The organism is Kitasatospora sp. NPDC022856, assembly GCF_055561235.1.
Genome location: NZ_JBVHHE010000012.1, coordinates 205,240 through 225,831, shown reverse-complemented (window position 1 = coordinate 225,831; position 20,592 = coordinate 205,240). Strand labels below are relative to the sequence as shown.

The window sequence follows — 20,592 nt, the reverse complement described above, 5'->3', positions numbered from 1 at the left end:
CGTCAGCCGGCCGCGGGCGCGGGCGCGGCCGCGGGCGCGAAGAGCGTGCGCGCCGCGTGGTCGGTGTCGAGGTACTCGCGGACGGCGGTGATCAGGCCGTTCTCGACGGTGAAGACGCCCAGGCACCGGTTGTGGTAGGCGGCGCCGTTGGCCGCCGTCCCCCGTGCGGTCCACTCGGCGACCACCTGCGGGCCGTCGGCGAGCAGACCGGTCAGCGTCACCTCCAGGGGGGTGCCGGGCGCGAACAGCGTGCCCACCGAGCCGAGGAAGTCGTCGAGGATGGCGGTCCGGCCGCGCCAGACCCCGGACAGCGGCAGGTCGCCCGGGTAGGACCAGGTGGCGTCCTCGGCGAACGAGGCCGCCGCGGTGGGCAGGTCGCCCTCGGCGATGGCGGTGACGTAGCGCTCCACGACGGTGCGGGGGGCCAGCTGGTTCACGACGGCTCGGTTCACGACGGCTCCTCGGGTTGCGGTCCCGGACGGTCGCCGGGCCCCTCGCCCGGCCGCGCCGTCCTGTGGGACCAAGCCAACCGCCCGGCCGCCGGGCGGGCCAACAACCCGGCGTGGGCGGCGACAAGGATCGGTTGTCGTACCAGGCCGGGGCGGGTGCGCGGCCGGGAGAGGAGCTACCAGGGCCGGCTGCCCGGCGGCAGCTCCAGCTCGAACCAGACCACCTTGCCCTCCCGGGTGCGGCGGGTGCCCCAGCGGTGCGCGAGTTCGTTGACCAGGTGCATGCCGCGCCCGCCCTCGTCCTCCTCCTGGGCGCGGCGGATCCGCGGCGACTCGCTGTCCCGGTCGGCGACCTCCACGGTGAGCACCCGGTTGTGGAACAGCCGCAGCTGGACGGGGGATCCGGCGTGCACCAGCGCGTTGGTGATCAGCTCGCTGGTGAGCAGTTCGGTCCAGTCGGCGAGCGCGCCCAGGCCCCAGCCGGTCAGCGTCTCCCGGGTGAAGCGGCGGGAGTGCGCGACCATCGCGTGGTCGTCGCTGAGCGAGAGGGTGGCGATCCGGTCGGTGCCGGTCGGCCGGGCCTGGGCCAGGATGATCGCGATGTCGTCCTCGCTGGTGCGGCCGGTGAGTTGGGCGAGCACGGCGTCGCAGGTCTGCTCCAGCGTGCGGTGCCGGTCGCCGACGGTCCGGCAGAGCAGGTCCAGGCCCTCGTCGAGGTCGCGGCCCCGGCGCTCGACCAGGCCGTCCGTGTAGAGCGCCAGGATGCCGTCCTCCGGGAGCGTGAACTCGATGCTCTCGAAGGGGACCCCGCCGACGCCGAGCGGTGCGCCCGGGGGCAGTTCGACCAGCTGGGCCCGGCCGTTGGCGTCGGCCACCACCGGCGGCAGGTGGCCCGCGCAGGCGGCGGTGCAGCGCCGGTCCACCGGGTCGTAGATCACGCAGACGCAGGTGGCGAACTGGCCCTCGCCGATCTCCGCGGTGGCCTCGTCGAGCCGGTGCATCACCCGTTCCGGGTCGAGGTCGAGGGTGATCAACGTCCGTGCCACGGTGCGCAGCTGGCCCATCGTGGCGGCGGCCCGGATGCCGTGGCCCATCACGTCGCCGACCACCAGCGCGACCCGGCCGGAGGAGAGCGGGACGATGTCGAACCAGTCGCCGCCGACCTCGCTGACCACGCTGCTGGGCAGGTAGCGGTAGGCGATCTCCAGGCCGATCGCGCGGTGGATCTCCTGCGGCAGCAGGCTGCGCTGCAGGGTGAGCGCGGTGTCCCGTTCGCGGCGGTAGAGCCGGGCGTTGTCCATCGCGAGCGCCGTCCGCGCGGCCAGCTCCTCGGCGAGGGCGCGGTCCGCCGGCCCGTACGGCACCGGGTTCCTCGTCCGCAGGAACTCCGCGCCGCCCAGCACCATCCCGCGGGCCAGCAGCGGCACCATCAGATAGGAGTGCACCCCGGCGTCCAGGCCCGGCTGCACCCGGTCCGGCGCGGCCACGATCCCGCGCAGCGCCGTCTCGTCCACCTCCGAGACCAGGATCGACCGGCCGGTGCGCAGGCTCTGCGCGTACACCTGGGCGGACTGCGAGGTGGCGCCCACCTGGTCGGCGGCGGCCGCCATGGTGCCGTCCGGGCTGGCCTCGCCGACGGCGACCGCCCGCATCAGGACGGAGCCGTCGTCCGGTACCGGGCTCGGGTCCTCGCCGCCGAGCACCGCGTCGCGCAGGTCGACGGTGACGAAGTCGGCGAACCGCGGGATCACCACCTCCACCAACTCCTCGGCGGTGCGGTGCAGATCGAGCGTGGTGCCGATCCGGGTGCTCGCCTCGTTGAGCAGGGAGAGCCGCTGCTGGGCCGCCCAGGCCTCGTCCAGGGCGCGCTGGCGGGCGGCGGCCGCGTCGCGCTCCCGGGTGAACAGCAGCGCGTTGTCGATCGAGACGGCCGCCCGGACCGCCAGCTCCCCGGCGAGCGCCAGGTCGTCGTCCTCGTACGGTCGTTCGACCACCGTCCGGTAGAAGGCGGCGACGCCGACCGGCGAGCCGCGGGCGATCAGCGGCACCACCATGAACGAGAGGACGTTCTGCTCCCGCGCGGCCGCGGTGCGGACGGGGTCGTCGGCGAACCAGGCCATCCCCTCCTCGTCCATCCGCGGCACCAGCACCGGCTTGCGGTGGGCGAGGCTCCACGCGTACGGCGAGCCGGGCGCGAACCGCTGCACCCCGCCGGTGCGGTCGATCGGCTCCAGCGTCGAGCCGTGCGCCGAGTGGAACGCCATCCGGCGCAGCACGGCGGAGCCGTCCGCCGGGGCGCGGACCTCGCGCTCGCCGCGCACCAGGTCGTCCAGCACCTCCACCACCACGGTGTCGGCCAGCCGGGGCGTCGCGACCTCGGCCAGCTCCTTCGCGGTCTGCGCCAGGTCGAGGGTGGTGCCGATCCGCGCCGAGGCGACGTTGACCAGGGCCAGCCGTTCCTGCGCGGCCTTCGCCTCGCGCAGCGCCTGCTGGCGGGCGAGCACCGTCTGGTGCTGGCGCAGGTAGAGCCGGGCGTTGTCGATGGCGACGGCGGCCCGCGAGGCCAGCTCGTCACCGAGCGTGATGTCCGCCTCGGCGAACGCCTCCCGCTCGCCGCGCCGGGAGTACACCACCATGCCGAGCGTGGTGCCGCGCGCCACCAGCGGGGTGATCCGCACCGAGCGGGGCCGGTCGCCGAGGTAGGCCTGCCGGCGGCTCTCGGTGATCGCCGAACTCAGCGGCGGCAGCTCCCAGGACGGCGTCACCACCGTCCGCCCGGTCGCCAGCGCCCTCCCGTACGGGGAGTCCGGCGACAGCTCGTACACCGAGTCCACCGGCAGTGCCTCGGCGGGGTAGAGCGGGTCGGTGGTGGCGAGCGCCAGCCGGCGGACCAGGTGCGGGACGGACGGGTCGAGCGGCTCCACGGTGCGTCCGGCGACCAGGGCCTCCAGCGCGAACACCCCGCTGATGTCGGCGACCCTGGGCACCATCGCGTCGGCCAGCTCCCGGGCGGTCTGCCGCAGGTCCAGGGTGGTGCCGATGGAGGCGGTGGCGTCGACGAGCAGCGCCAGCCGCTCCTGGGCGCGGGCGGCCCGGGCGTCCGCGCGGAACCGTTCGGTGATGTCGATGAGCGTCGAGCTGACCCCGAGGACCTCGCCGCCCGGGTCCTCCAGCCGGAAGTAGGAGGCCGACCAGGCGTGGTCGTGCGTCGGGTCGCCGGGGGTGCGGCCGTGCGAGCGGGCGTCCACGACCGGATCGCCGCTCTCCAGCACCTGCCGCATCACCTCCTCGCTCTCGGCGCCGTTGATGCCGGGCAGCAGTTCGGTGAGGCGGTGGCCCAGGTGCGCCTCGGCGGGCAGGCCGTTGACCCGGGCCAGTGCGTCGTTCAGCCGGACGAAGGCCAGCCGGCTGTCGTACACGGCCATCCCGACGGGGGACTGCGTGAAGAACCCGTCCAGGACGGCGAGGTCCGCCTGGATCCGGCGCAGCGTCGTCACGTCGGACGCGACGGCCAGCACCAGCGGACTGCCGCCGGGGCCGGAGATCGGGTGGGTGCGGAACTCCAGGTTCACGTAGTGGCCGTCCCGGTGCCGGACCGGGAAGACGCCTGACCAGCCGCGCCCGTCCACGATCTCCTGGAAGAGCTCCAGGACCTCGGGCCGCTGGTCGTCGGTGGCCAGCAGCTGCGCGGCCAGCGAACCGATGGCCTCCTCGGCGCTGTAACCGAGCAACGCCTCGGCGTCACTGCTCCAGTGCAGGATCCGCCCGTCCGCCTCGATCAGGGCGGTCGCGATCGGGACCATCAGCAGGGCGTCCTGACGCGACCCCCCGGCGCCCGGGCGCGGCCCCTCGGAGCCGCCGGTATCACGTTGCTCGTTCACCATGGCCAGAGAACCGCCCGGAGATCGTTTCTGCCAGCCCTGCCATCTTCCCACGGCCCCCGCACCCCCGCCCCGCGCACTCCGCCGGGGCGCCGCCGCCCGCCCTGCCACGGCCGCTCGGGGCGGGACGGGGGCGCGCCACCGCGGTCGGGCCCGCGAGGTCAGTCCAGCGCCTCCAGGACGGTGGCGTTGGCCAGGCCGCCTGCCTCGCACATGGTCTGCAGGGCGTAGCGCGCGCCGCGCCGGCGCATCGCGTGCACCAGGGTGGTCATCAGCCGGGTGCCGCTCGCCCCGAGCGGGTGGCCGAGCGCGATCGCGCCGCCGTTCACGTTGACCTTGGCCGGGTCGACCCCGGTCTCCTGGAGCCAGGCCAGCACCACCGAGGCGAACGCCTCGTTCACCTCGAACAGGTCGATGTCCGCCGGCGAGAGCCCGGACCGCCGCAGTACCTTCTCGGTGGCGGGGAGCACGCCGGTGAGCATCAGCAGCGGGTCCGAACCGGTCACCGCGAAGGAGTGCAGCCGGGCCAGCGGGCGCAGGCCCAGCCGGGCGGCCGTCTCGCTGCTGGTGATCAGCACCGCCGAGGCGCCGTCGTTGATCGGGCTGCTGTTGCCGGGCGTCACCGACCACTGGATCTGCGGGTACCGCTCGGCCATGGCGGGGTCGGTGAAGGAGGGCCGCAGTCCGGCGAGCACCTCGGGTGTGCTGCCCGGACGCACCGACTCGTCCCTCGTGACGATCCCGGCGGGCGTCGGCACCGGGGCCAGCTCCGCCTCGAACCAGCCGGCGGCGTGGGCGTGCGCGGCCTTGGCGTGCGAGTCGAGGGCGAAGGCGTCCATCGCCTCCCGGGTGACGGACCACTTGGCGGCGATCAGCTCGGCGCTGACGCCCTGCGGGATCAGCCCGCCGGGGTAGCGTGCGTTGATCGCGGCGCTGAACGGGTCCGCGCCGGGCGGCACGTTGGACCACATCGGCACCCGGCTCATCGACTCGACGCCGCAGGCCACCACCAGGTCGTACGCGCCCGCGATCACGCCCTGGGCGGCGAAGTGGACGGCCTGCTGGGAGGAGCCGCACTGCCGGTCCACGGTGGTCGCCGGGACGGACTCCGGCAGGCCGGCCGCCAGCCAGGCGTAGCGGGTGGTGTTCATGGCCTGCTCGCCGACCTGGTCGACGCAGCCGCCGATCACGTCGTCGACCAGGGCCGGGTCGATCCCGCTGCGTCCGACCAGGGTCCGGAGGGTGTGCGCGAGAAGTTCCACCGGGTGGACGGCGGAGAGCGCGCCCCCGGTTTGCCCTTGCCGATGGGGGTGCGGATAGCTTCGACGATTACGGCGTCACGCATGACGGCCGCCTTCCTCTGCGAGGGGCGCCGGGCGGTCGGGCCCGGGGCACGAGGGTAGTTGGAAAGCCGAACCCACTATAGGGGAGTGGGTTTGGAAATCCAACCATCGAACCTCCTCCGTCCTCGGGTCCGGTCAGGCGGCGGCCTCCGGGTAACGGCTCTGCAGGGTCCGCAGCAGGGCTATGCCGCCCGGATCGACCGAGCGGCGGGTGTTGGCCAGGGCGATCACGCCCACCTGCTTCTCGGGGTCGAAGGCGACGAAGGAGCGGAAGCCGCCCGTTCCGCCGTTGTGCCAGATCTGCAGGTGGCCGCCCTGGCGGGGGTGCAGCCGGTGGCCGAGCCAGCCGAGGTGCACCCAGGCGAACGGGTTGACCCGGTGCTCCACCTCCCGGGTGAGGGCGATCGCCGGCGCCAGGGGCTCGCCGCCGCCCGTGCCGCAGGCCAGCTGGGCCCGGAGCAGTACCGCCAGGTCGGCGGCGGTCGAGCGGAGCCCGCCGGCGCCGGCGAGGTCGGCCAGCTGCCAGCCGGGCACCGGTCGGCGCCCGGGCGTGTGGCCCTGGGCGAGCCGGCCGGCCCGCTCCCCGTCGACGCGGATCACCGTGTCGGTGAGCCCGAGCGGTTCGCAGACCTCCCGGGTCACCAGCTCCTCGTACCCGGTGCCGGCCCGGTGGGCCAGCGCCAGGCCGAGCAGCCCGGCGCCGAGGTTGGAGTAGCGGAAGCCCCGCCCGGGAGCGGCCCGGGGTCTGGTCCGGGCGAGCCCGGTGAGCAGCATGTCGGAGGTGCAGTCGCGGTACGGGTCCGGCTTGTTCGGGCGGAGCAGTGCGGGCAGCAGCATCCCGGCGGGCAGCCGGGGCAGGCCGGAGGTGTGGGTGGCGAGGTGCCGCAGCGCGATCGGCCTGCCGCGCCTGGCCGGCACGCTCACCCCGGCCGGCAGGGCGCCCGCCAGGACGTCCGCCAGCGGTTCGTCGAGCGCCGTCGAGCCGTCGAGCGCCATTCGGGCCAGCGCGAGCGAGGTGAACACCTTGGTCACCGAACCGATTTCGAAGACCGTCCGCGGGCCGGGCACGTCACCGGGCCGGCCGGCGGCGGTGCTCCCGGCGCCCCGGATCTCCACCGCGCCGCCGGCCAGGCCGGCGACCACCACGCCGACCTGCTGGGTCGCGAGCCGGTCGGCGGTCTGTTGGACAAGGCTGCCAAGGTCGTTCATGGCTTCGAGCCTAGGTGTCCGGCGGAGCCCGGTCGTCCGCCCGGACGACGATTCCCGCCCCCGCCGGTCCTCCGTCAGGAGTACGCCCCGCTGCTCCCCCTGATGTGCGGGGAGAGCGGCGGGGCGTAGCGGGGCGGAGTCGCCCCTGGCGCGGCGTCAGCAGCCCAGGTTCGGGCCCGGGACGGTGCCGAGGATCTGGGTGAAGGACTGGTAGGCGTTGATCCGGCTCTGCACCTGCGCCGGGTTGCCGCCGTTGCACTCCAGCGAGCCGTTGATGCTGCGGATCGTCTCGCCGAAGCCGGCCCCGTTGACCATGGCGTTGTGCGGGGTCATGGTGCCCGGGCCGGTCTGGGTGTTCCAGTACCAGAGGGCGGTCTTCCAGGCCACCGCCGGGTCGGTCTGCACCAGGCCGGGGTTGTGCAGCAGGTCGATGCCCAGGGCGTCGCCGGCGGCCTTGTAGTTGAAGTTCCAGCTCAGCTGGATCGGACCGCGCCCGTAGTACGCGGCCTGCCCGGCCGGGCACCCGTACGGCTGCGAGCTGTCGCAGTAGTGGGGGTAGTTGGCCGTGTTCTGCTCGACCACGTAGACCAGCCCGCCGGTCTCGTGGTTCACGTTGGCGAGGAAGGCCGCGGCCTCCTGCTTGCGGACGGTGTCGCCGCCGGTGTTCGCGAAGGCCGGGTAGGCGCTGAGCGCGTCGAGCAGCCCCTGGTAGGTGTAGAAGGAGTTCCGGTTCGGGAACATCTGGTTGAACTGCGCCTGGCTGACCGGGAACCCGCCGGGGTTCGGGGTGGTGGGGGTGGTCGGGCCGCAGCTGTACGGCTCCCAGTACCAGGTGCTGATCACCGGGTCGTAGCCCGGGTTGTCGTGGGTGGCCCGGTAGTACCCGCCGTTGGTGTAGCGGACGATCGCGCCGGTGGTGTACGCGCGTCCGGCGACCCAGTCCGGGTAGACGCAGCCGCCCGGGGTCGGCGTCGGGTCGGTCGACCCGCCGCAGGAGCCCTGGTCGGCCCAGACGCCGGTGCCGGCGGTGCTCGGGGTCTCGTTCTGGGTCCACCACTTGGCGGACCAGTTGTGCCCGTTGTAGGAGACGGCCGCGCCGCCGGTGTACGCGGTGGACGCGTTCCACGGCGTGGCGCAGGCGGCCGCGTTGGCCGCCGAGGCGGGCAGCAGCAGGAACACGGCCAGCGCCGTGACCAGCGCGGACAGCAGTGCGAGCAGGCGTTTCGTTGACACTTGATCACCCCTTGTGCGGTGGGGGCCGCACGGTCGTGGAGGGAGGTGGGTCGTGACAGGGAGCGCGCGGCCCCGCGGTGTGCGGCGCGTCGTGGGGGGACGGGCCGCCCGAGGTGCGGCCGACCGGGATGCGGCCGGGGGAGGTGCGGGCCGGCCGGGGGTACGGGCCGGTGCGGGCCGTGCGGGGTTAACCCCAGACTCAAGCGGAATGGTCTATACCTGTCAAGGGCATGACGGGGGTTCGGGGCGAATTCGGCCGGAACCGGACGGTGCCGCGGAGTCTGCGAGGATGGCGCCATGGAAGAGACTCCCGGGCCGGCCGCCTCGACCGGTCCCGGCGCGCCGAACAGGTCGGGGATCCCCGACCACGGTCGGGTGCCCAAGTACTACGCCGTCAAGGGCCGGCTGGAGGAGTTGCTGGACGAGCTCGGCGAGGGCGGCGTGCTGCCGACCGAGCGCGATCTCGCGGCCCGATTCGAGGTGGCCCGGGAGACCCTCCGCCAGGCACTGCGCGATCTGCTGATCCAGGGCCGGGTCCGCCGCCGCGGCCGCAGCACCGTGGTCGCCGGGCCGAAGCTGGAGCAGCCGCTCTCGCTGGCCAGCTACACCGAGGGCGTCCGCCGCCAGGGGCGGCTGCCCGGCCGCAACCTGATCGGGCTGGAGCGGTTCGCCGCCGATCCGCTGCTCGCCGGGCAACTGGCCGTCGCGGTGGGGGAGCAGGTCTGGCACCTGGAGCGGGTGCTGCTCGCGGACGGCGAGCGGGTCGGCCTGGAGAGCACCTACCTGGCGGTGGCCCGGGTGCCCGCGCTGGACCGGGAGTTCGAGCCCGGGGCGTCCTTCTACGCCTTCCTCCGGGAGAAGGCCGGCATCGAGTTCGGCGGGGCCGACGAGCGGATCGAGACGGTGCTCGCCTCCCCGCGCGAGGCGCTGCTGATCGGCACCCCGCCCGCCCTGCCGATGCTGCTGCTCCACCGGCTCACCAGGGACGCGGACGGCGTGCCGCTGGAGCGGGTCCGCTCGCTCTACCGGGGCGACCGGTTCAGCTTCACCACCCGGCTGGAAGCCGACTGACGCCCGGTCCGGTGCCGGTCCCGTCGCACCCGGCCCCGTCGCACCCGGCCCCGTCGCACCCGGTCGCGCCGCGCCCGCGTCCGGCCCGGCGGACCCGACGCCCGGGCCGTCCGGCTACCCGGGCGCGGCGAGTGCGGCCCGCAGCCGCTCGGCGACCGCCGCCGCGGCCGCCTCGTCCGGGTACGTCCCCCGTGGCCAGAAGAAGCCGCGCAACCCGTCCTTCGGATTGCGCGGCACGACGTGCACGTGCAGGTGCGGCACCGACTGGCTGATCCGGTTGTTCGCCGCGACGAAGCTGCCCGCCGCCCCCAGCCCCGCCTCCACGGCGGCGGCCACCCGCCGCACCCGCAGGAAGAACGGCCCCACCTCCGCCGCCGGCAGGTCCGCCAGCGTGCGGTGGTGGGCGCGCGGCACGACCAGGACGTGGCCGGGGAAGAGCGGACGCCGGTCCAGGAAGGCCACCGCCGCCTCGTCGTCCAGCACCCGGTGGGCCTGCTCCTCGCCCGCCACCACCGCACAGAAGACGCAGTCCATCCGTCCATTCAAGCCACCACCCGCCGGCCCGGCACGCCCGCGGACCACGCATCCGCGCCGCTTCACCCGTCCGGCCGCCGACGCGACCGTGGTGGACGTCGGGGCCGCGGCCTGAGCCCGGCACGTGTGGGCGGGCCAGCGCCGCGCGGTGCGGGCCCGCCCGGCCGGGACCGCCTACTCGTACCGGTAGAGCAGCGACTCCCGCTCGGTCTCCTCGATCATCTCGATGGTCAGGCCGGGATCGCGCAGGTGGGACAGGGTGACCTCGGCGGAGCTGGGCTGCTCGTCCTTGCCGAGCCAGTTCTCCGGCTTCCAGGCCGAGCCGCGCAGGAACGCCTTCGGGCAGTGCGCGTACACCTCCTCGACCGCCACCACGACGGCGCTGCGCGGCGGCTTGCCGACCGCCGTCAGCTGCTCCAGCAGCCGCGGGTCGGTGGAGACGCAGGCGCGCCCGTTGACCCGGAGCGTGGTGTCCCGGCCCGGCACCACGAAGAGCAGCCCGACCCGGCCGGTCTCGATGATGTTGTGCAGGGTGTCCAGCCGCTTGTTCCCGGTGGCGTCGGGGACGGCCAGGGTGTGCTCGTCCAGCACCGACACCAGCCCGGGCGGCCCGCCGCGCGGCGAGACGTCGCACCGTCCGGCCGCGTCCGCGCTCGCCACGAGGACCAGCGAGGAGCAGGCGATCAACTGCCGCGCCGGCTCGTGGATGTGGTCCACCTGCTTGCGCCGCGCGTGGTCGCCGGGCTGCTCGTAGACCTCCCGGAGGTCCGCCGCGGTGCGCAGCGCGTGGGCGCCGAGGGCGGCGAACAGGCTCTCCGGCGCCTCGGGCGGGGTGCTGGACGGAACGGCGGTCTCCGGTGTGGTGGTCATACCGGGAATCTAGCGAAGCTCGTCCGGCGGCCGGCGCCCTGGTCCTGCCCGGGGAGCCACCGGACCCTCCCCACCAGCGGTTCCGCGCCGATAATGGGGCCAAGGACTTTCGCGGGAGGTGGTGGACGTGATCGTCAGGATTTGGGCCGGGCAGGTCATGGCCGGACACGTCGAGGAGTTCTGCGCGGTGCTCGCCACGCAGGTGATCCCCCAGCTCGGCCGGACCGACGGCTGTCTGGGCGGCGAACTGCTGCGCTCGGTGACGGAGGACGGCCACCGGGTGCTGGTGCTCAGCCGGTGGCGCGACGAGGAGGCGCTACGCGGGTACGCGGGGCCGATGTGGCGGATCCGGCCGGTCTGGTCGGAGGGCGAGCTGCGCTACCTCGCGCACCCGCCCGAGGTCAGCCACTTCACCCTGGTACCGGCCACCTGAAACGCCGCCCCGCCCCGGCGCGCAGGCGACCGGCCGGGCGAGGGCCGTCAGACCACGAGCGGCACCGGGTGGATCTCGTCCGCCGGGTGGCCGGTGCGCTCGTGGACGCGCTGCACGGCCTCCTTCGACGGCGCCTCGGAGAGGCAGTAGACGGTGCCGGACTCCGGGTCGGCCCAGGCCTGCTCGAACTGCACGCCCTCGTTCTCCTGGACCGCCAGGTCCGCCTGGTGGGCCATCCGCAGTTCCTCGCCGGTGATTCCGGTCATGCCGTGGTGGACGTCCATGAACTTGGCCATCGTTCTCGCACCTCCAGGAGTCCCGGCCGGTCGGCGCCGGCCGTGTACCACCAGCCTGCGCCCGTCGCACCCCGGGCCGCCACCGGACGGCGGCCCGGCCGGCCCGGCACCCCTCCGCGGGCCGCCCCACCGGGCCCGCGCCGCCCCGCGCATTCCCGCCGCCCGCGTGAAACAGACCACAGCGGAAGCCTCTCCCTGGGCCTGTGCGGGCCATGGCACAATGACGTCAGTAGTAGCAGTGACGTTCAGCGCACTCCGGGGTCGGTGAAAATCCGAACCGGCGGTTACAGTCCGCGACCCGTCCGCAGCCAGCGGCCGGTTGACCAGGTGAAATTCCTGGACCGACGGTTAAAGTCCGGATGGGAGGCGTGCGCGGCGGACGATGAGCAGTACCCGTGGTCCCCCGGTGGACCGCGGGCAGGTGTGCGACGGGAGAGCTCTCTCCCGGCGGTTGCGCGACAGCCCGGCGACGGGTCCTGTCCGGTGGCCCGCGCACCCGTGCCCGTCCGTGTCCTCTCCCATGCCCGCCCCGGAGTCCGCGCCCCCAAGCGCGAGGAGAACCCGGGTGTTCACCGGCATCATCGAAGAGCTCGGCGAGGTCGTGTCGATCGAGGAGATCGGCGACTCCTCGCGAATCCGCCTGCGCGGACCGGTGGTCTGTCAGGACGCGCACCACGGCGACTCCATCGCGGTCAACGGCGTGTGCCTGACCGTCGTCGACACTCCCGAGGAACTGGCCGGCCGGTCCGGTGAGTTCAGCGCCGATGTGATGGCCGAGACGCTCCACCGCTCCAGTCTGGGCGAGCTCGCCCCCGGCTCCCGGGTCAACCTGGAACGCGCGATGGCCCTCGGCGCACGGCTCGGCGGGCACCTCGTCCAGGGCCATGTCGACGCCACCGGCGCCCTGTTGGGCCGCGAGCCCGGCGAGCGCGACGCCGACGGCAAGCTCCGCTGGGAGGTGCTGCGCTTCTCGCTGCCCGCCACCATCTCCCGCTACCTGGTGGAGAAGGGCTCGATCACCGTGGACGGCGTCAGCCTGACCGTGGTCGAGGCCGCCCGCGACAGCTTCACCGTCAGCCTCATCCCGGCCACCCTCGCGCTGACCACGCTCGGCACCAAGGCCGTCGGCGAGAGCGTCAACCTGGAGGTCGACGTCCTCGCCAAGTACGTGGAGCGGCTGCTCGACTCCCGCACCCTGCCCTCGACGATCACCGGAGAAGCCCAGTGAACTGGCTGAGCGGAGAAGCGTTCACCGTCTTCGGTGAGCACGTGAAGTGGGCCGACATGATCGGCAACCTGCTCGGCCTGGGCGGCCTCGCGCTCGGCTGGCGCCGCTCGGTGTGGAGCTGGCCGGTGCAGCTGCTCTCCGGCGCCGTGCTGATCACGGCCTACCTGAACGGCCACGTCCCCGGCCTGATCGGCAAGCAGCTGATCGTGGTCGCCACGGCCGCCTGGGGCTGGACGCAGTGGCGGCGCGGCCGCCGCGGGGCGGACGGCATCGCCGTCCGGTTCGCGAGCTGGCCCGAGCGGGCCGCCCTGGTGGCCGGCACCGCGCTCGGCACCGGTGCGCTGGCCTGGCTCTTCCTGGCCAACCCCAGCCTCTCCTGGAGCCCCTGGTCGGACGCCTACATCTTCGTCGGCACGCTGGCGGCGATGGTCGCCCAGGCCCGCGGCTGGGTGGAGTTCTGGTTCGCCTGGATCGCCGTCGACGTGGTCGGCGTCCCGCTCGCCTTCAACAGCGGCTACTCCTTCTCCGGCCTCACCTACTCGATCTACTTCGTCCTGGTACTGCTCGGCCTGCGTTCCTGGTGGCTGAGCACCCGTGAGCCGCGCACCACGTCCGCCACCGTCCCGCAGGGAGCCACGGCATGACCGCCAACCAGACCGCCGACCTCGACCTCGCGCTCGACCCGGTCGAGCGGGCCGTCGCCGACATCGCGCTCGGCCGAGCCGTGATCGTGGTCGACGACGAGGACCGCGAGAACGAGGGCGACATCGTCTTCGCCGCCTCCGCCGCCACCCCCGAGCTGATGGCCTTCACCATCCGCTACAGCTCCGGCGTGATCTGCGTCCCGATGACCGGCCCGGAGCTGGACCGGCTCAAGCTGCCCCCGATGACCCAGGTCAACGAGGACCGCAAGGGCACCGCCTACGCCGTCTCGGTCGACGCCCGCGACGGGGTCGACACCGGCATCTCGGCCGCCGACCGCGCCCGGACCGTCCGGCTGCTCTCCTCCACCGGGACGGAGCCCGGCGACCTCACCCGCCCCGGGCACGTCTTCCCGCTGCGGGCCGTCGAGGGCGGCGTGCTCGTGCGCCCCGGCCACACCGAGGCCGCCGTCGACCTGGCCCGGCTGGCCGGGCTGGCACCGGCCGGCGCCATCGCCGAGGTGGTCAACGACGACGGCACGATGGCCCGGCTGCCCGAGCTGGTCGCCTTCGCCCGCGAGCACGGCCTGGCGATCATCTCCATCGAGGACCTGATCGCCTACCGCCGCCGCACCGAACTCCACGTGGACCGGGCCGCCGTCACCGCGCTGCCCACCGCGTACGGGGAGTTCACCGCCGTCGGCTACCGCGGCACCATCGACGGCGTCGAGCACCTCGCCCTGGTGGCCGGCGGCCTGGACGCCGACGGCCGCCTCCCCGACGGCGAGGACGTGCTGGTGCGGGTCCACTCCGAGTGCCTCACCGGTGACGTGTTCGGCTCGCTGCGCTGCGACTGCGGCCCGCAGCTGGAGGCCTCGCTGCGCAGGGTGACCGAGGCCGGCCGGGGCGTCGTCCTCTACCTGCGCGGCCACGAGGGCCGGGGCATCGGCCTCGCCCACAAGCTGCGCGCCTACGAGCTCCAGGAGCAGGGCCGCGACACCGTCGACGCCAACCTGGACCTCGGCCTGCCCGCCGACGCCCGCGACTACAGCATCGGCGCCCAGATGCTCGGCGACCTCGGCGTCCGCTCGCTCACCCTGCTCACCAACAACCCCGAGAAGCTCGCCGCGCTCACCGAGCACGGCCTGAAGGTCAAGGGCCGCGAGCCGGTCGAGACCCCGGCGGGCGAGCACAACCTGCGCTACCTGCGGACCAAGCGCGACCGGATGGGCCACGACCTGCCCGGTCTCGGCTCCTGAAGCACCCCCGTCACGACCCCCGAAAGAGGAACAGCACATGAGCGGCCACGGAGCCCCCGAGCTGACCATCGACAACGCCGCCGGCCTCAAGGTCGCCGTGATCGCGGCCCAGTGGCACGAGCAGGTGATGAACGGCCTGCTGGACGGCGCCCACCGCGCCCTCAAGGAGCTCGGCATCGACGAGCCGACCGTGCTGCGGGTGCCCGGCACCTTCGAACTGCCGGTCGCCGCCAAGCGCCTCGCCGACCGCGGCTACGACGCGGTGATCGCGCTCGGCGTGGTCATCCGCGGCGGCACCCCGCACTTCGACTACGTCTGCCAGGCCGCCACCGCCGGCCTCACCCAGGTCAGCGTCGACACCGGCGTCCCGATCGGCTTCGGCGTCCTGACCTGCGACGACGAGCAGCAGGCGGTGGACCGCGCGGGCCTGCCCGGCTCCTCCGAGGACAAGGGGCACGAGGCCGTCACGGCGGCCGTCGCCACCGCCGCCGTCCTCAAGTCGCTCGCCTGACGCGCCCACCGGCCAACGGCACGGTCCCGGACCGTGGACGTCCACCGGACTGTCCACGGTCCGGGACCGTTTACCGCCTGTAGCCCGCACGCCGTAAGGTGAGTCCATCATGGCTTCGAAGACATTCGAGGAGCTCTTCACCGAGCTCCAGCAGAAGGCCGCCACCGGCGACCCCTCGTCCTCCCGTACCGCGCAGCTCGTCCAGCAGGGCGTCCATGCGATCGGCAAGAAGGTCGTCGAGGAGGCCGCCGAGGTCTGGATGGCCGCCGAGTTCCAGTCGGACGAGCAGACCGCCGAGGAGATCTCCCAGCTCCTGTACCACCTTCAGGTGATGATGGTCGCCCGTGGGCTGACGCTCGACGACGTCTACAAGTACCTCTGAACCGGTCCGAACAGCACACCCCACCCCCACCAGGTAAGGAACCGACTTCCATGCTGCGCATCGCCGTCCCCAACAAGGGTTCGCTCTCGGGTCCCGCGGCGGAGATGCTCCATGAGGCCGGCTACCGCCAGCGCAAGGACCCCAAGGAGCTCGTGCTCGTCGACCCGAACAACGAGGTCGAGTTCTTCTTCCTGCGCCCGCGCGACATCGCGGTGTACGTCGGCTCCGGCCGGCTGGACGTCGGCATCACCGGCCGCGACCTGCTGCTGGACTCGCACTCCAACGCCGAGGAGGTGCTGGCCCTCGGGTTCGGCGGCTCCACCTTCCGCTTCGCCCGCCCGGAGGGCGTGGACGTGAAGGACGTGCAGGGCCTGGAGGGGCTGCGGATCGCCACCTCGTACACCGGCCTGGTCGAGCAGCACCTGGCCGACCACGGGGTCAAGGCCACCGTGACCAAGCTGGACGGCGCGGTCGAGACCGCGGTGCAGCTGGGCGTGGCCGATGTGATCGCCGACGTGGTGGAGACCGGCACCAGCCTGCGCAACGCCGGGCTGGAGGTCTTCGGCGAGCCGATCCTGGTCTCGGACGCCGTGGTGATCCGCCCGAAGGGCGCGGGGGAGGACGCGGGCGTCGACCAGTTCCTGCGCCGCCTCCAGGGCGTGCTGGTGGCCCGTCGCTACGTCCTGATGGACTACGACATCCGTGCCGAGAACGTGGGCGCCGCCGTCGCGCTGACCCCCGGCCTGGAGTCGCCGACCGTCTCCCCGCTGCACACCGAGGGCTGGGTGGCCGTCCGTTCGATGGTGCTCCGCAAGGAGGCCCAGCGGATCATGGACGACCTGTGGGGCATCGGCGCCCGGGCCATCCTGGTGACGAACATCCACGCCTGCCGCCTCTGACACCCCCGCGCGTGAAGCAGCGGAGTTAAACAGCGGTTCAATGGGGCGGGGGCGCCGGTCGGCGCCCCCGCCCTTTCGTCGACGGCCGGCACCCGGCCGCCGGTGCCGCCCCGCCTGGACCCCCCGGAGACCGCACGTGACCAGCCCCGCCGAGTTCCCCGTCACCTGGGCCCCGCGCCGCACCCGGGCCGTGCTGCTGCCGGTCTGCGTGCTGCTGGTCGTGATGTTCGTCGCGATCGCCCTCGCGCTCCCGGCGAGCTGGCAGTTCAACGACCGGCTCATGATGGTGCTCAGCGGCGTGCTGTTCGCCGGCGTCGGCCTGATGCTGGCCCGGCCCCGGGTGAGCGCCGACACCGAGGGCATCACCGTGGTGAACTTCGTCCGCCGCCGCCGGCTGGCCTGGGCGGAGATCGTCCGGGTCAACTTCCGCCAGGGGGACCCGTGGGCGACCCTCGACCTGGCCGACGGCACCTCGCTGGCCGTGGTCGGCATCCAGTCCGGGCTCGGCAAGGCGCAGGCGATCGCGGACGCCCGGGCGCTGCGCGACCTGGTCGAGCGCCGCGGTCGCTGATCCGCCGCCCCGACCACCCCCGGTTCGCCCGCCCCCTACCCGCCCCCTACGCCGCCCGGGCCGACCCCTGTCCGCCCGGCGCCGCCCCCTGGCGGGTCCGAACGGGGGGCCGACAGTCGCACGGGTATCGTCTACGCTGGTAAAAAGCAGGGCAAAGCCATGCCATTTGACCGGCGCCGCCCGACAGCGGGCCCTGCGCGGAAACGACTTGAGGAGTGACTCCCCCCGTCCATGGACGATCCGTCCGGTAGTACCCGCGCCGCCCGGCTTCCCGGTATCGGAAGGCAGGCGGCACTGTGATCACCGCCTGGCTGCTGCTGTTCGCGGCGTTCCTGCTGATCCTCGCCAACGGCCTGTTCGTGGCCGCCGAGTTCGCCTTCGTGACCGTGGAGCGGGGTGCGGTGGAGCGCTCCGCCGAAGCCGGCGACGCCCGGTCAGCCCGGGTCGTCCGCGCCGTGCGGCACCTCTCGTTCGAACTCTCAGGCGCGCAGCTCGGCATCACCGTCACCTCGCTGGTGGTCGGCATGCTCGCCGAGCCGGCCCTCTCCGTCCTGCTGAAGCCGGTGTTCACCACCGTCGGCCTGCCCGACGGGGCCGCCCGGGGCGTCGCGGTGATCGTCGGCATGCTGCTGGCCACCGTGGTGCAGATGGTGATCGGCGAGCTCGTCCCGAAGAACTGGGCGATCTCCCGGCCGCTCCAGGTGGCCCGCTCGGTGGCCGCCCCGCACATGGCCTTCTCGCACGCCTGCCGCCCGCTGATCAGCTTCCTGAACGGCTCGGCGGACCGCACCGTCCGCGCCCTCGGCGTCGAGCCGCAGGAGGAGCTGGGCCAGGCCCGGACCCCCGCCGAGCTGGGCTCACTCGCCCGGCACTCGGCCCGGGCCGGGGTGATGGACGAGGAGTCCGCCACCCTGTTCGTGCGCACCCTCGGCCTCGGCGACCTCACCGCCGAGTCGGTGATGACGCCGCGGATCGACGTCGTCGCCCTCCAGCGCGACGCCAGCGCCGCCGACGTGCTCAACCTCACCCGGGCCACCGGCCTCTCCCGCTTCCCGGTCTACACCGACAGCCTGGACGAGGTCACCGGCACCGTCACGCTCAAGGACGCCCTCGCGGTACCGCCCGCCCGGCGCGCTCTGGTCAGGGTCGGTGATCTGGCGGTGCCGCCGCTGCTGGTGCCCGAGACGCTCCCCGCCGAGCGCCTGCTGGACCAGCTGCGCCGGCTCCAGCCGATGGCCATCGTGGTCGACGAGTACGGCGGCACCGCCGGCGTGGTCACCGTCGAGGACATCGTCGAGGAGCTGGTCGGCGAGGTGCAGGACGAGCACGACCCCGCCGACACCCCCGAACTGATCCCGCTGCCGCCGCTGCACGGGCTGCCGGTCTGGGCCGCCGACGGCCGGGCCCGGATCGACCACCTGGAGTCGATCGGCCTGCACGTGCCCGACGGCCCCTACGAGACCCTGGCCGGCCTGGTCTCTGACCTCCTCGGCCGGCTGCCCGTCCCGGGCGAGCAGGCCGAGCTGCCCGGCTGGCGGTTCACCGTCGAGGCCGTGGACCGCCACCGCACCAGCCGGGTGCGGGTGGAGCGCACGAGCGGGCGCCCGCGCCCCGGTGACGACGAGGGCGGCGCCCGATGACCGTGCTCCAACTGGCCCTCGCCGTCCTGCTCCTGCTGGGCAACGCGTTCTTCGTCGGCGCCGAGTTCGCGGTGGTCTCCGTCCGGCGCAGCCAGATCGAACCGCTCGCCGAGGCGGGCGACAAGCGCGCCCGCACCGTGCTGCACGCGCTCTCCAACGTCTCCGCCATGCTCGCCGCCGCCCAGCTCGGCATCACCGTCTGCTCGCTGGGCCTGGGCGCGCTCGCCGAGCCGACCATCGCCCACCTGCTGGAGGGCCCGTTCCACGCCCTCGGCGTGCCGGCCGGCCTGATGCACCCGCTCTCCTACGGGATCTCGCTGGCCGTGGTGGTCTTCCTGCACATGGTGATGGGCGAGATGGTGCCGAAGAACCTCGCGCTGGCGGGGCCGGAGAAGGCCGCGCTCCGGCTCGGCCCGCCGCTGGACCGGCTGGCCCGCTGGCTCGCGCCGGTGATCTTCTTCCTGAACGCCTTCGCCAACGCCGTGCTGAGGCTGTTCAAGGTCGAGTCCAAGGACGAGGTCGAGTCGGTCTTCACCACCGAGCAGCTGATGTACCTGCTGGTCGACTCCCGGGACGCCGGCCTGCTCGACGAGGGCCGCCAGGAGCGCCTGGAGGACGCCCTGGAGCTGGGCCGCCGCCCGGTCACGGAGGTGCTGCTCAAGCCCGAGCAGCTCGTCACCGTGGACACCAAGGTGACCGCCGCCCAGGTCGAGGAGCTGGCGCTGCGCACCGGCTTCTCGCGCTTCCCGGTCACCGAGGGCGACCCGGCCGCCGGCTACCTGGGCTACCTGCACCTCAAGGACATCCTGGACGTCGACGACCAGGCGGCACCGGTGCCGGCCCGCCTCTGGCGCCCGATCACCGTGGTGCGTGGCACGCTCCCGCTGGACGACGCGCTCGGCGCGATGCGCCGGGCCGCCTGCCACCTGGCGGCGGTGGTCGACCAGGACGGGCGCACGCTCGGCGTGGTGACGCTGGAGGACGTGGTGGAGGAGCTGGTCGGCGAGGTGCACGACCCGGACCACCGCTCCGCCGCCTGACGGGCCGTCCCGGCGGCCGCCCTCCCGGGCCGCCGGGTTCCGCTGTGGGCGATTCTGCTCTGAGCATGCGGCCGTTCCCAGAACGCCGTCCGCTCGGCAGGGTGGTCGGTATGAGACTGCTGCTGCTGGGTGGGACGGAGTTCGTCGGTCGGGCCGTGACCGAGGAGGCGCTGGAGCGCGGGTGGGAGGTGACGGTCTTCCACCGGGGGACGCACGCGCCGCCGGCCGGTGTGCGGGCGCTGCACGGCGACCGGCGGGCCGAGGACGGCCTGGCCGCGCTGGCCGAGGGGGAGTGGGACGCGGTGGTGGACACCTGGTCCGGCGCGCCCTCGGCGGTGCGCGACAGCGCCCGCCTGCTGGCCGGCCGGGTCGGCCGCTACGCCTACGTGTCGAGCCGGTCGGTGTACGCGTACCCGACCCCGGCCGGGGCGGACGAGAGCGCCGCGCTGGTCGAGGGCTCGCCGGACGCCGGTGAGGTCGCCTACCCGCAGGCCAAGCGCGGCGCCGAGCTGGCGCTGCTGGACGCCTTCGGCGACCGGGCGCTGCTGGCCCGGGCCGGGCTGATCATCGGTCCGTACGAGAACATCGGCCGGCTGCCCTGGTGGCTGGGCCGGATCGCCCGCGGCGGCCCGGTGCTCGCCCCCGGCCCGCGCGACCTGCCGGTGCAGTACATCGACGCCCGGGACATCGCGGTCTGGACCCTGGACGCCCTGGTGGCCGGCCACGGCGGTGCGTACGACCTGGTCAGCCCGCAGGGGCACGCCACCATGGGCGAGCTGCTGGAGGCCTGCGTCCGGGCCACCGGCTCGGACGCGGAGCTGCGCTGGACGGAGCCCGACCGGATCCTGGCGGCCGGCATCGAACCGTGGAGCGACCTGCCGGTCTGGGTCCCGCCGGGCGAGCTGCACGACACCGTGCACGGCTCCGACGTGGCCAAGGCGGTCGCCGCCGGGCTGCGCTGCCGCCCGGTCGCGGAGACGGTCGCCGACACCTGGGCCTGGCTGCGGTCCATCGGCGGCACCGCCCCGCAGCGCCCGGACCGGCCGGTGGTCGGCCTGGACGCGGAGCGGGAGGCGAAGGTGCTCGGGAGCTGAGCGGCGGA

The 20,592-nt window shown here is 73.9% G+C and carries 19 protein-coding genes, 1 pseudogene and 1 riboswitch; of the genes and pseudogenes, 12 read left to right on the top strand and 8 right to left on the bottom strand.

Annotated features, from left to right (window positions below; translation table 11 throughout):
• Positions 1-2: 2 nt before the first annotated feature.
• The 5 genes and pseudogenes from ACZ34W_RS17625 to ACZ34W_RS17605 form a co-directional block, all read right to left on the bottom strand.
• Positions 3-452: a nuclear transport factor 2 family protein gene (locus ACZ34W_RS17625; RefSeq protein ID WP_465605076.1), complete on the bottom strand. Its 450-nt coding sequence runs from the start codon at positions 450-452 to the stop codon at positions 3-5.
• A 173-nt stretch (positions 453-625) separates the two neighbouring features.
• Entirely contained in the window at positions 626-4,252 is a 3,627-nt protein-coding gene (locus ACZ34W_RS17620) for a SpoIIE family protein phosphatase (RefSeq protein WP_465605073.1), read from the bottom strand.
• Between the two features lie 239 nt (positions 4,253-4,491).
• Positions 4,492-5,675, bottom strand: a pseudogene (locus ACZ34W_RS17615) (thiolase family protein).
• 133 nt (positions 5,676-5,808) lie between these two features.
• A complete protein-coding gene (locus tag ACZ34W_RS17610; RefSeq protein WP_465605070.1) occupies positions 5,809-6,882 on the bottom strand; it encodes a serine hydrolase domain-containing protein in 1,074 nt (357 codons plus the stop codon).
• A 156-nt stretch (positions 6,883-7,038) separates the two neighbouring features.
• Entirely contained in the window at positions 7,039-8,115 is a 1,077-nt protein-coding gene (locus ACZ34W_RS17605; RefSeq protein WP_329486534.1) for a glycoside hydrolase family 19 protein, read from the bottom strand.
• Positions 8,116-8,412: 297 nt separating this feature from the next.
• Between ACZ34W_RS17605 and ACZ34W_RS17600 the strand changes: the two genes are divergently transcribed.
• A complete protein-coding gene (locus tag ACZ34W_RS17600) occupies positions 8,413-9,186 on the top strand; it encodes a GntR family transcriptional regulator (protein WP_465605066.1) in 774 nt (257 codons plus the stop codon).
• Between the two features lie 114 nt (positions 9,187-9,300).
• On the opposite strand, the gene ACZ34W_RS17595 is transcribed toward ACZ34W_RS17600, so the two are convergent.
• Together ACZ34W_RS17595 and ACZ34W_RS17590 are read right to left on the bottom strand one after the other, a co-directional pair.
• Positions 9,301-9,720: an HIT family protein gene (locus ACZ34W_RS17595; protein ID WP_465605063.1), complete on the bottom strand. Its 420-nt coding sequence runs from the start codon at positions 9,718-9,720 to the stop codon at positions 9,301-9,303.
• Between the two features lie 174 nt (positions 9,721-9,894).
• On the bottom strand, positions 9,895-10,590 hold the full coding sequence (locus ACZ34W_RS17590) for an MSMEG_1061 family FMN-dependent PPOX-type flavoprotein (protein WP_465605060.1): 696 nt from the start codon (positions 10,588-10,590) through the stop codon (positions 9,895-9,897).
• 127 nt (positions 10,591-10,717) lie between these two features.
• On the opposite strand from ACZ34W_RS17590, the gene ACZ34W_RS17585 reads away from it, so the two are divergent.
• Positions 10,718-11,023: an antibiotic biosynthesis monooxygenase family protein gene (locus ACZ34W_RS17585; protein WP_329486530.1), complete on the top strand. Its 306-nt coding sequence runs from the start codon at positions 10,718-10,720 to the stop codon at positions 11,021-11,023.
• A gap of 47 nt (positions 11,024-11,070) precedes the next feature.
• On the opposite strand, the gene ACZ34W_RS17580 is transcribed toward ACZ34W_RS17585, so the two are convergent.
• Positions 11,071-11,319 (bottom strand): SCO4226 family nickel-binding protein, encoded by a 249-nt coding sequence (locus tag ACZ34W_RS17580; protein ID WP_329486529.1) that lies wholly within the window; start codon positions 11,317-11,319, stop codon positions 11,071-11,073.
• Between the two features lie 247 nt (positions 11,320-11,566).
• Positions 11,567-11,694: riboswitch (FMN riboswitch) on the top strand.
• A gap of 190 nt (positions 11,695-11,884) precedes the next feature.
• On the opposite strand from ACZ34W_RS17580, the gene ACZ34W_RS17575 reads away from it, so the two are divergent.
• The 10 genes from ACZ34W_RS17575 to ACZ34W_RS17530 all read left to right on the top strand — a co-directional run bounded on the left by ACZ34W_RS17575 (position 11,885) and on the right by ACZ34W_RS17530 (position 20,584).
• Positions 11,885-12,547, top strand: a complete 663-nt coding sequence (locus tag ACZ34W_RS17575; RefSeq protein ID WP_329486528.1) for a riboflavin synthase — start codon at positions 11,885-11,887, stop codon at positions 12,545-12,547.
• A complete protein-coding gene (locus tag ACZ34W_RS17570; protein ID WP_329486527.1) occupies positions 12,544-13,191 on the top strand; it encodes a nicotinamide mononucleotide transporter family protein in 648 nt (215 codons plus the stop codon). The genes ACZ34W_RS17575 and ACZ34W_RS17570 overlap by 4 nt, the downstream gene beginning before the upstream one ends.
• On the top strand, positions 13,188-14,447 hold the full coding sequence (locus ACZ34W_RS17565) for a bifunctional 3,4-dihydroxy-2-butanone-4-phosphate synthase/GTP cyclohydrolase II (RefSeq protein ID WP_329486526.1): 1,260 nt from the start codon (positions 13,188-13,190) through the stop codon (positions 14,445-14,447). Before ACZ34W_RS17570 ends, ACZ34W_RS17565 begins: the two co-directional genes overlap by 4 nt.
• A gap of 37 nt (positions 14,448-14,484) precedes the next feature.
• Entirely contained in the window at positions 14,485-14,958 is a 474-nt protein-coding gene (gene ribH, locus ACZ34W_RS17560) for a 6,7-dimethyl-8-ribityllumazine synthase (protein ID WP_465605053.1), read from the top strand.
• A gap of 109 nt (positions 14,959-15,067) precedes the next feature.
• The gene (locus ACZ34W_RS17555) at positions 15,068-15,340 is read left to right on the top strand and encodes a phosphoribosyl-ATP diphosphatase (protein WP_030306151.1); all 273 of its coding nucleotides are present in this window, start codon (positions 15,068-15,070) and stop codon (positions 15,338-15,340) included.
• Positions 15,341-15,390: 50 nt separating this feature from the next.
• Complete coding sequence (hisG, locus tag ACZ34W_RS17550) at positions 15,391-16,239, top strand: ATP phosphoribosyltransferase (RefSeq protein WP_329486523.1); 849 nt, start codon at positions 15,391-15,393, stop codon at positions 16,237-16,239.
• Positions 16,240-16,375: 136 nt separating this feature from the next.
• Positions 16,376-16,810 carry a PH domain-containing protein gene (locus ACZ34W_RS17545; protein ID WP_329486522.1) on the top strand — a complete coding sequence of 145 codons (435 nt, stop codon included), beginning with the start codon at positions 16,376-16,378 and terminating at the stop codon, positions 16,808-16,810.
• A gap of 296 nt (positions 16,811-17,106) precedes the next feature.
• On the top strand, positions 17,107-18,450 hold the full coding sequence (locus ACZ34W_RS17540; protein WP_465605048.1) for a hemolysin family protein: 1,344 nt from the start codon (positions 17,107-17,109) through the stop codon (positions 18,448-18,450).
• Complete coding sequence (locus ACZ34W_RS17535) at positions 18,447-19,490, top strand: hemolysin family protein (RefSeq protein WP_329486520.1); 1,044 nt, start codon at positions 18,447-18,449, stop codon at positions 19,488-19,490. Before ACZ34W_RS17540 ends, ACZ34W_RS17535 begins: the two co-directional genes overlap by 4 nt.
• A gap of 110 nt (positions 19,491-19,600) precedes the next feature.
• A complete protein-coding gene (locus tag ACZ34W_RS17530; RefSeq protein ID WP_465605044.1) occupies positions 19,601-20,584 on the top strand; it encodes an NAD-dependent epimerase/dehydratase family protein in 984 nt (327 codons plus the stop codon).
• Positions 20,585-20,592: the final 8 nt, after the last annotated feature.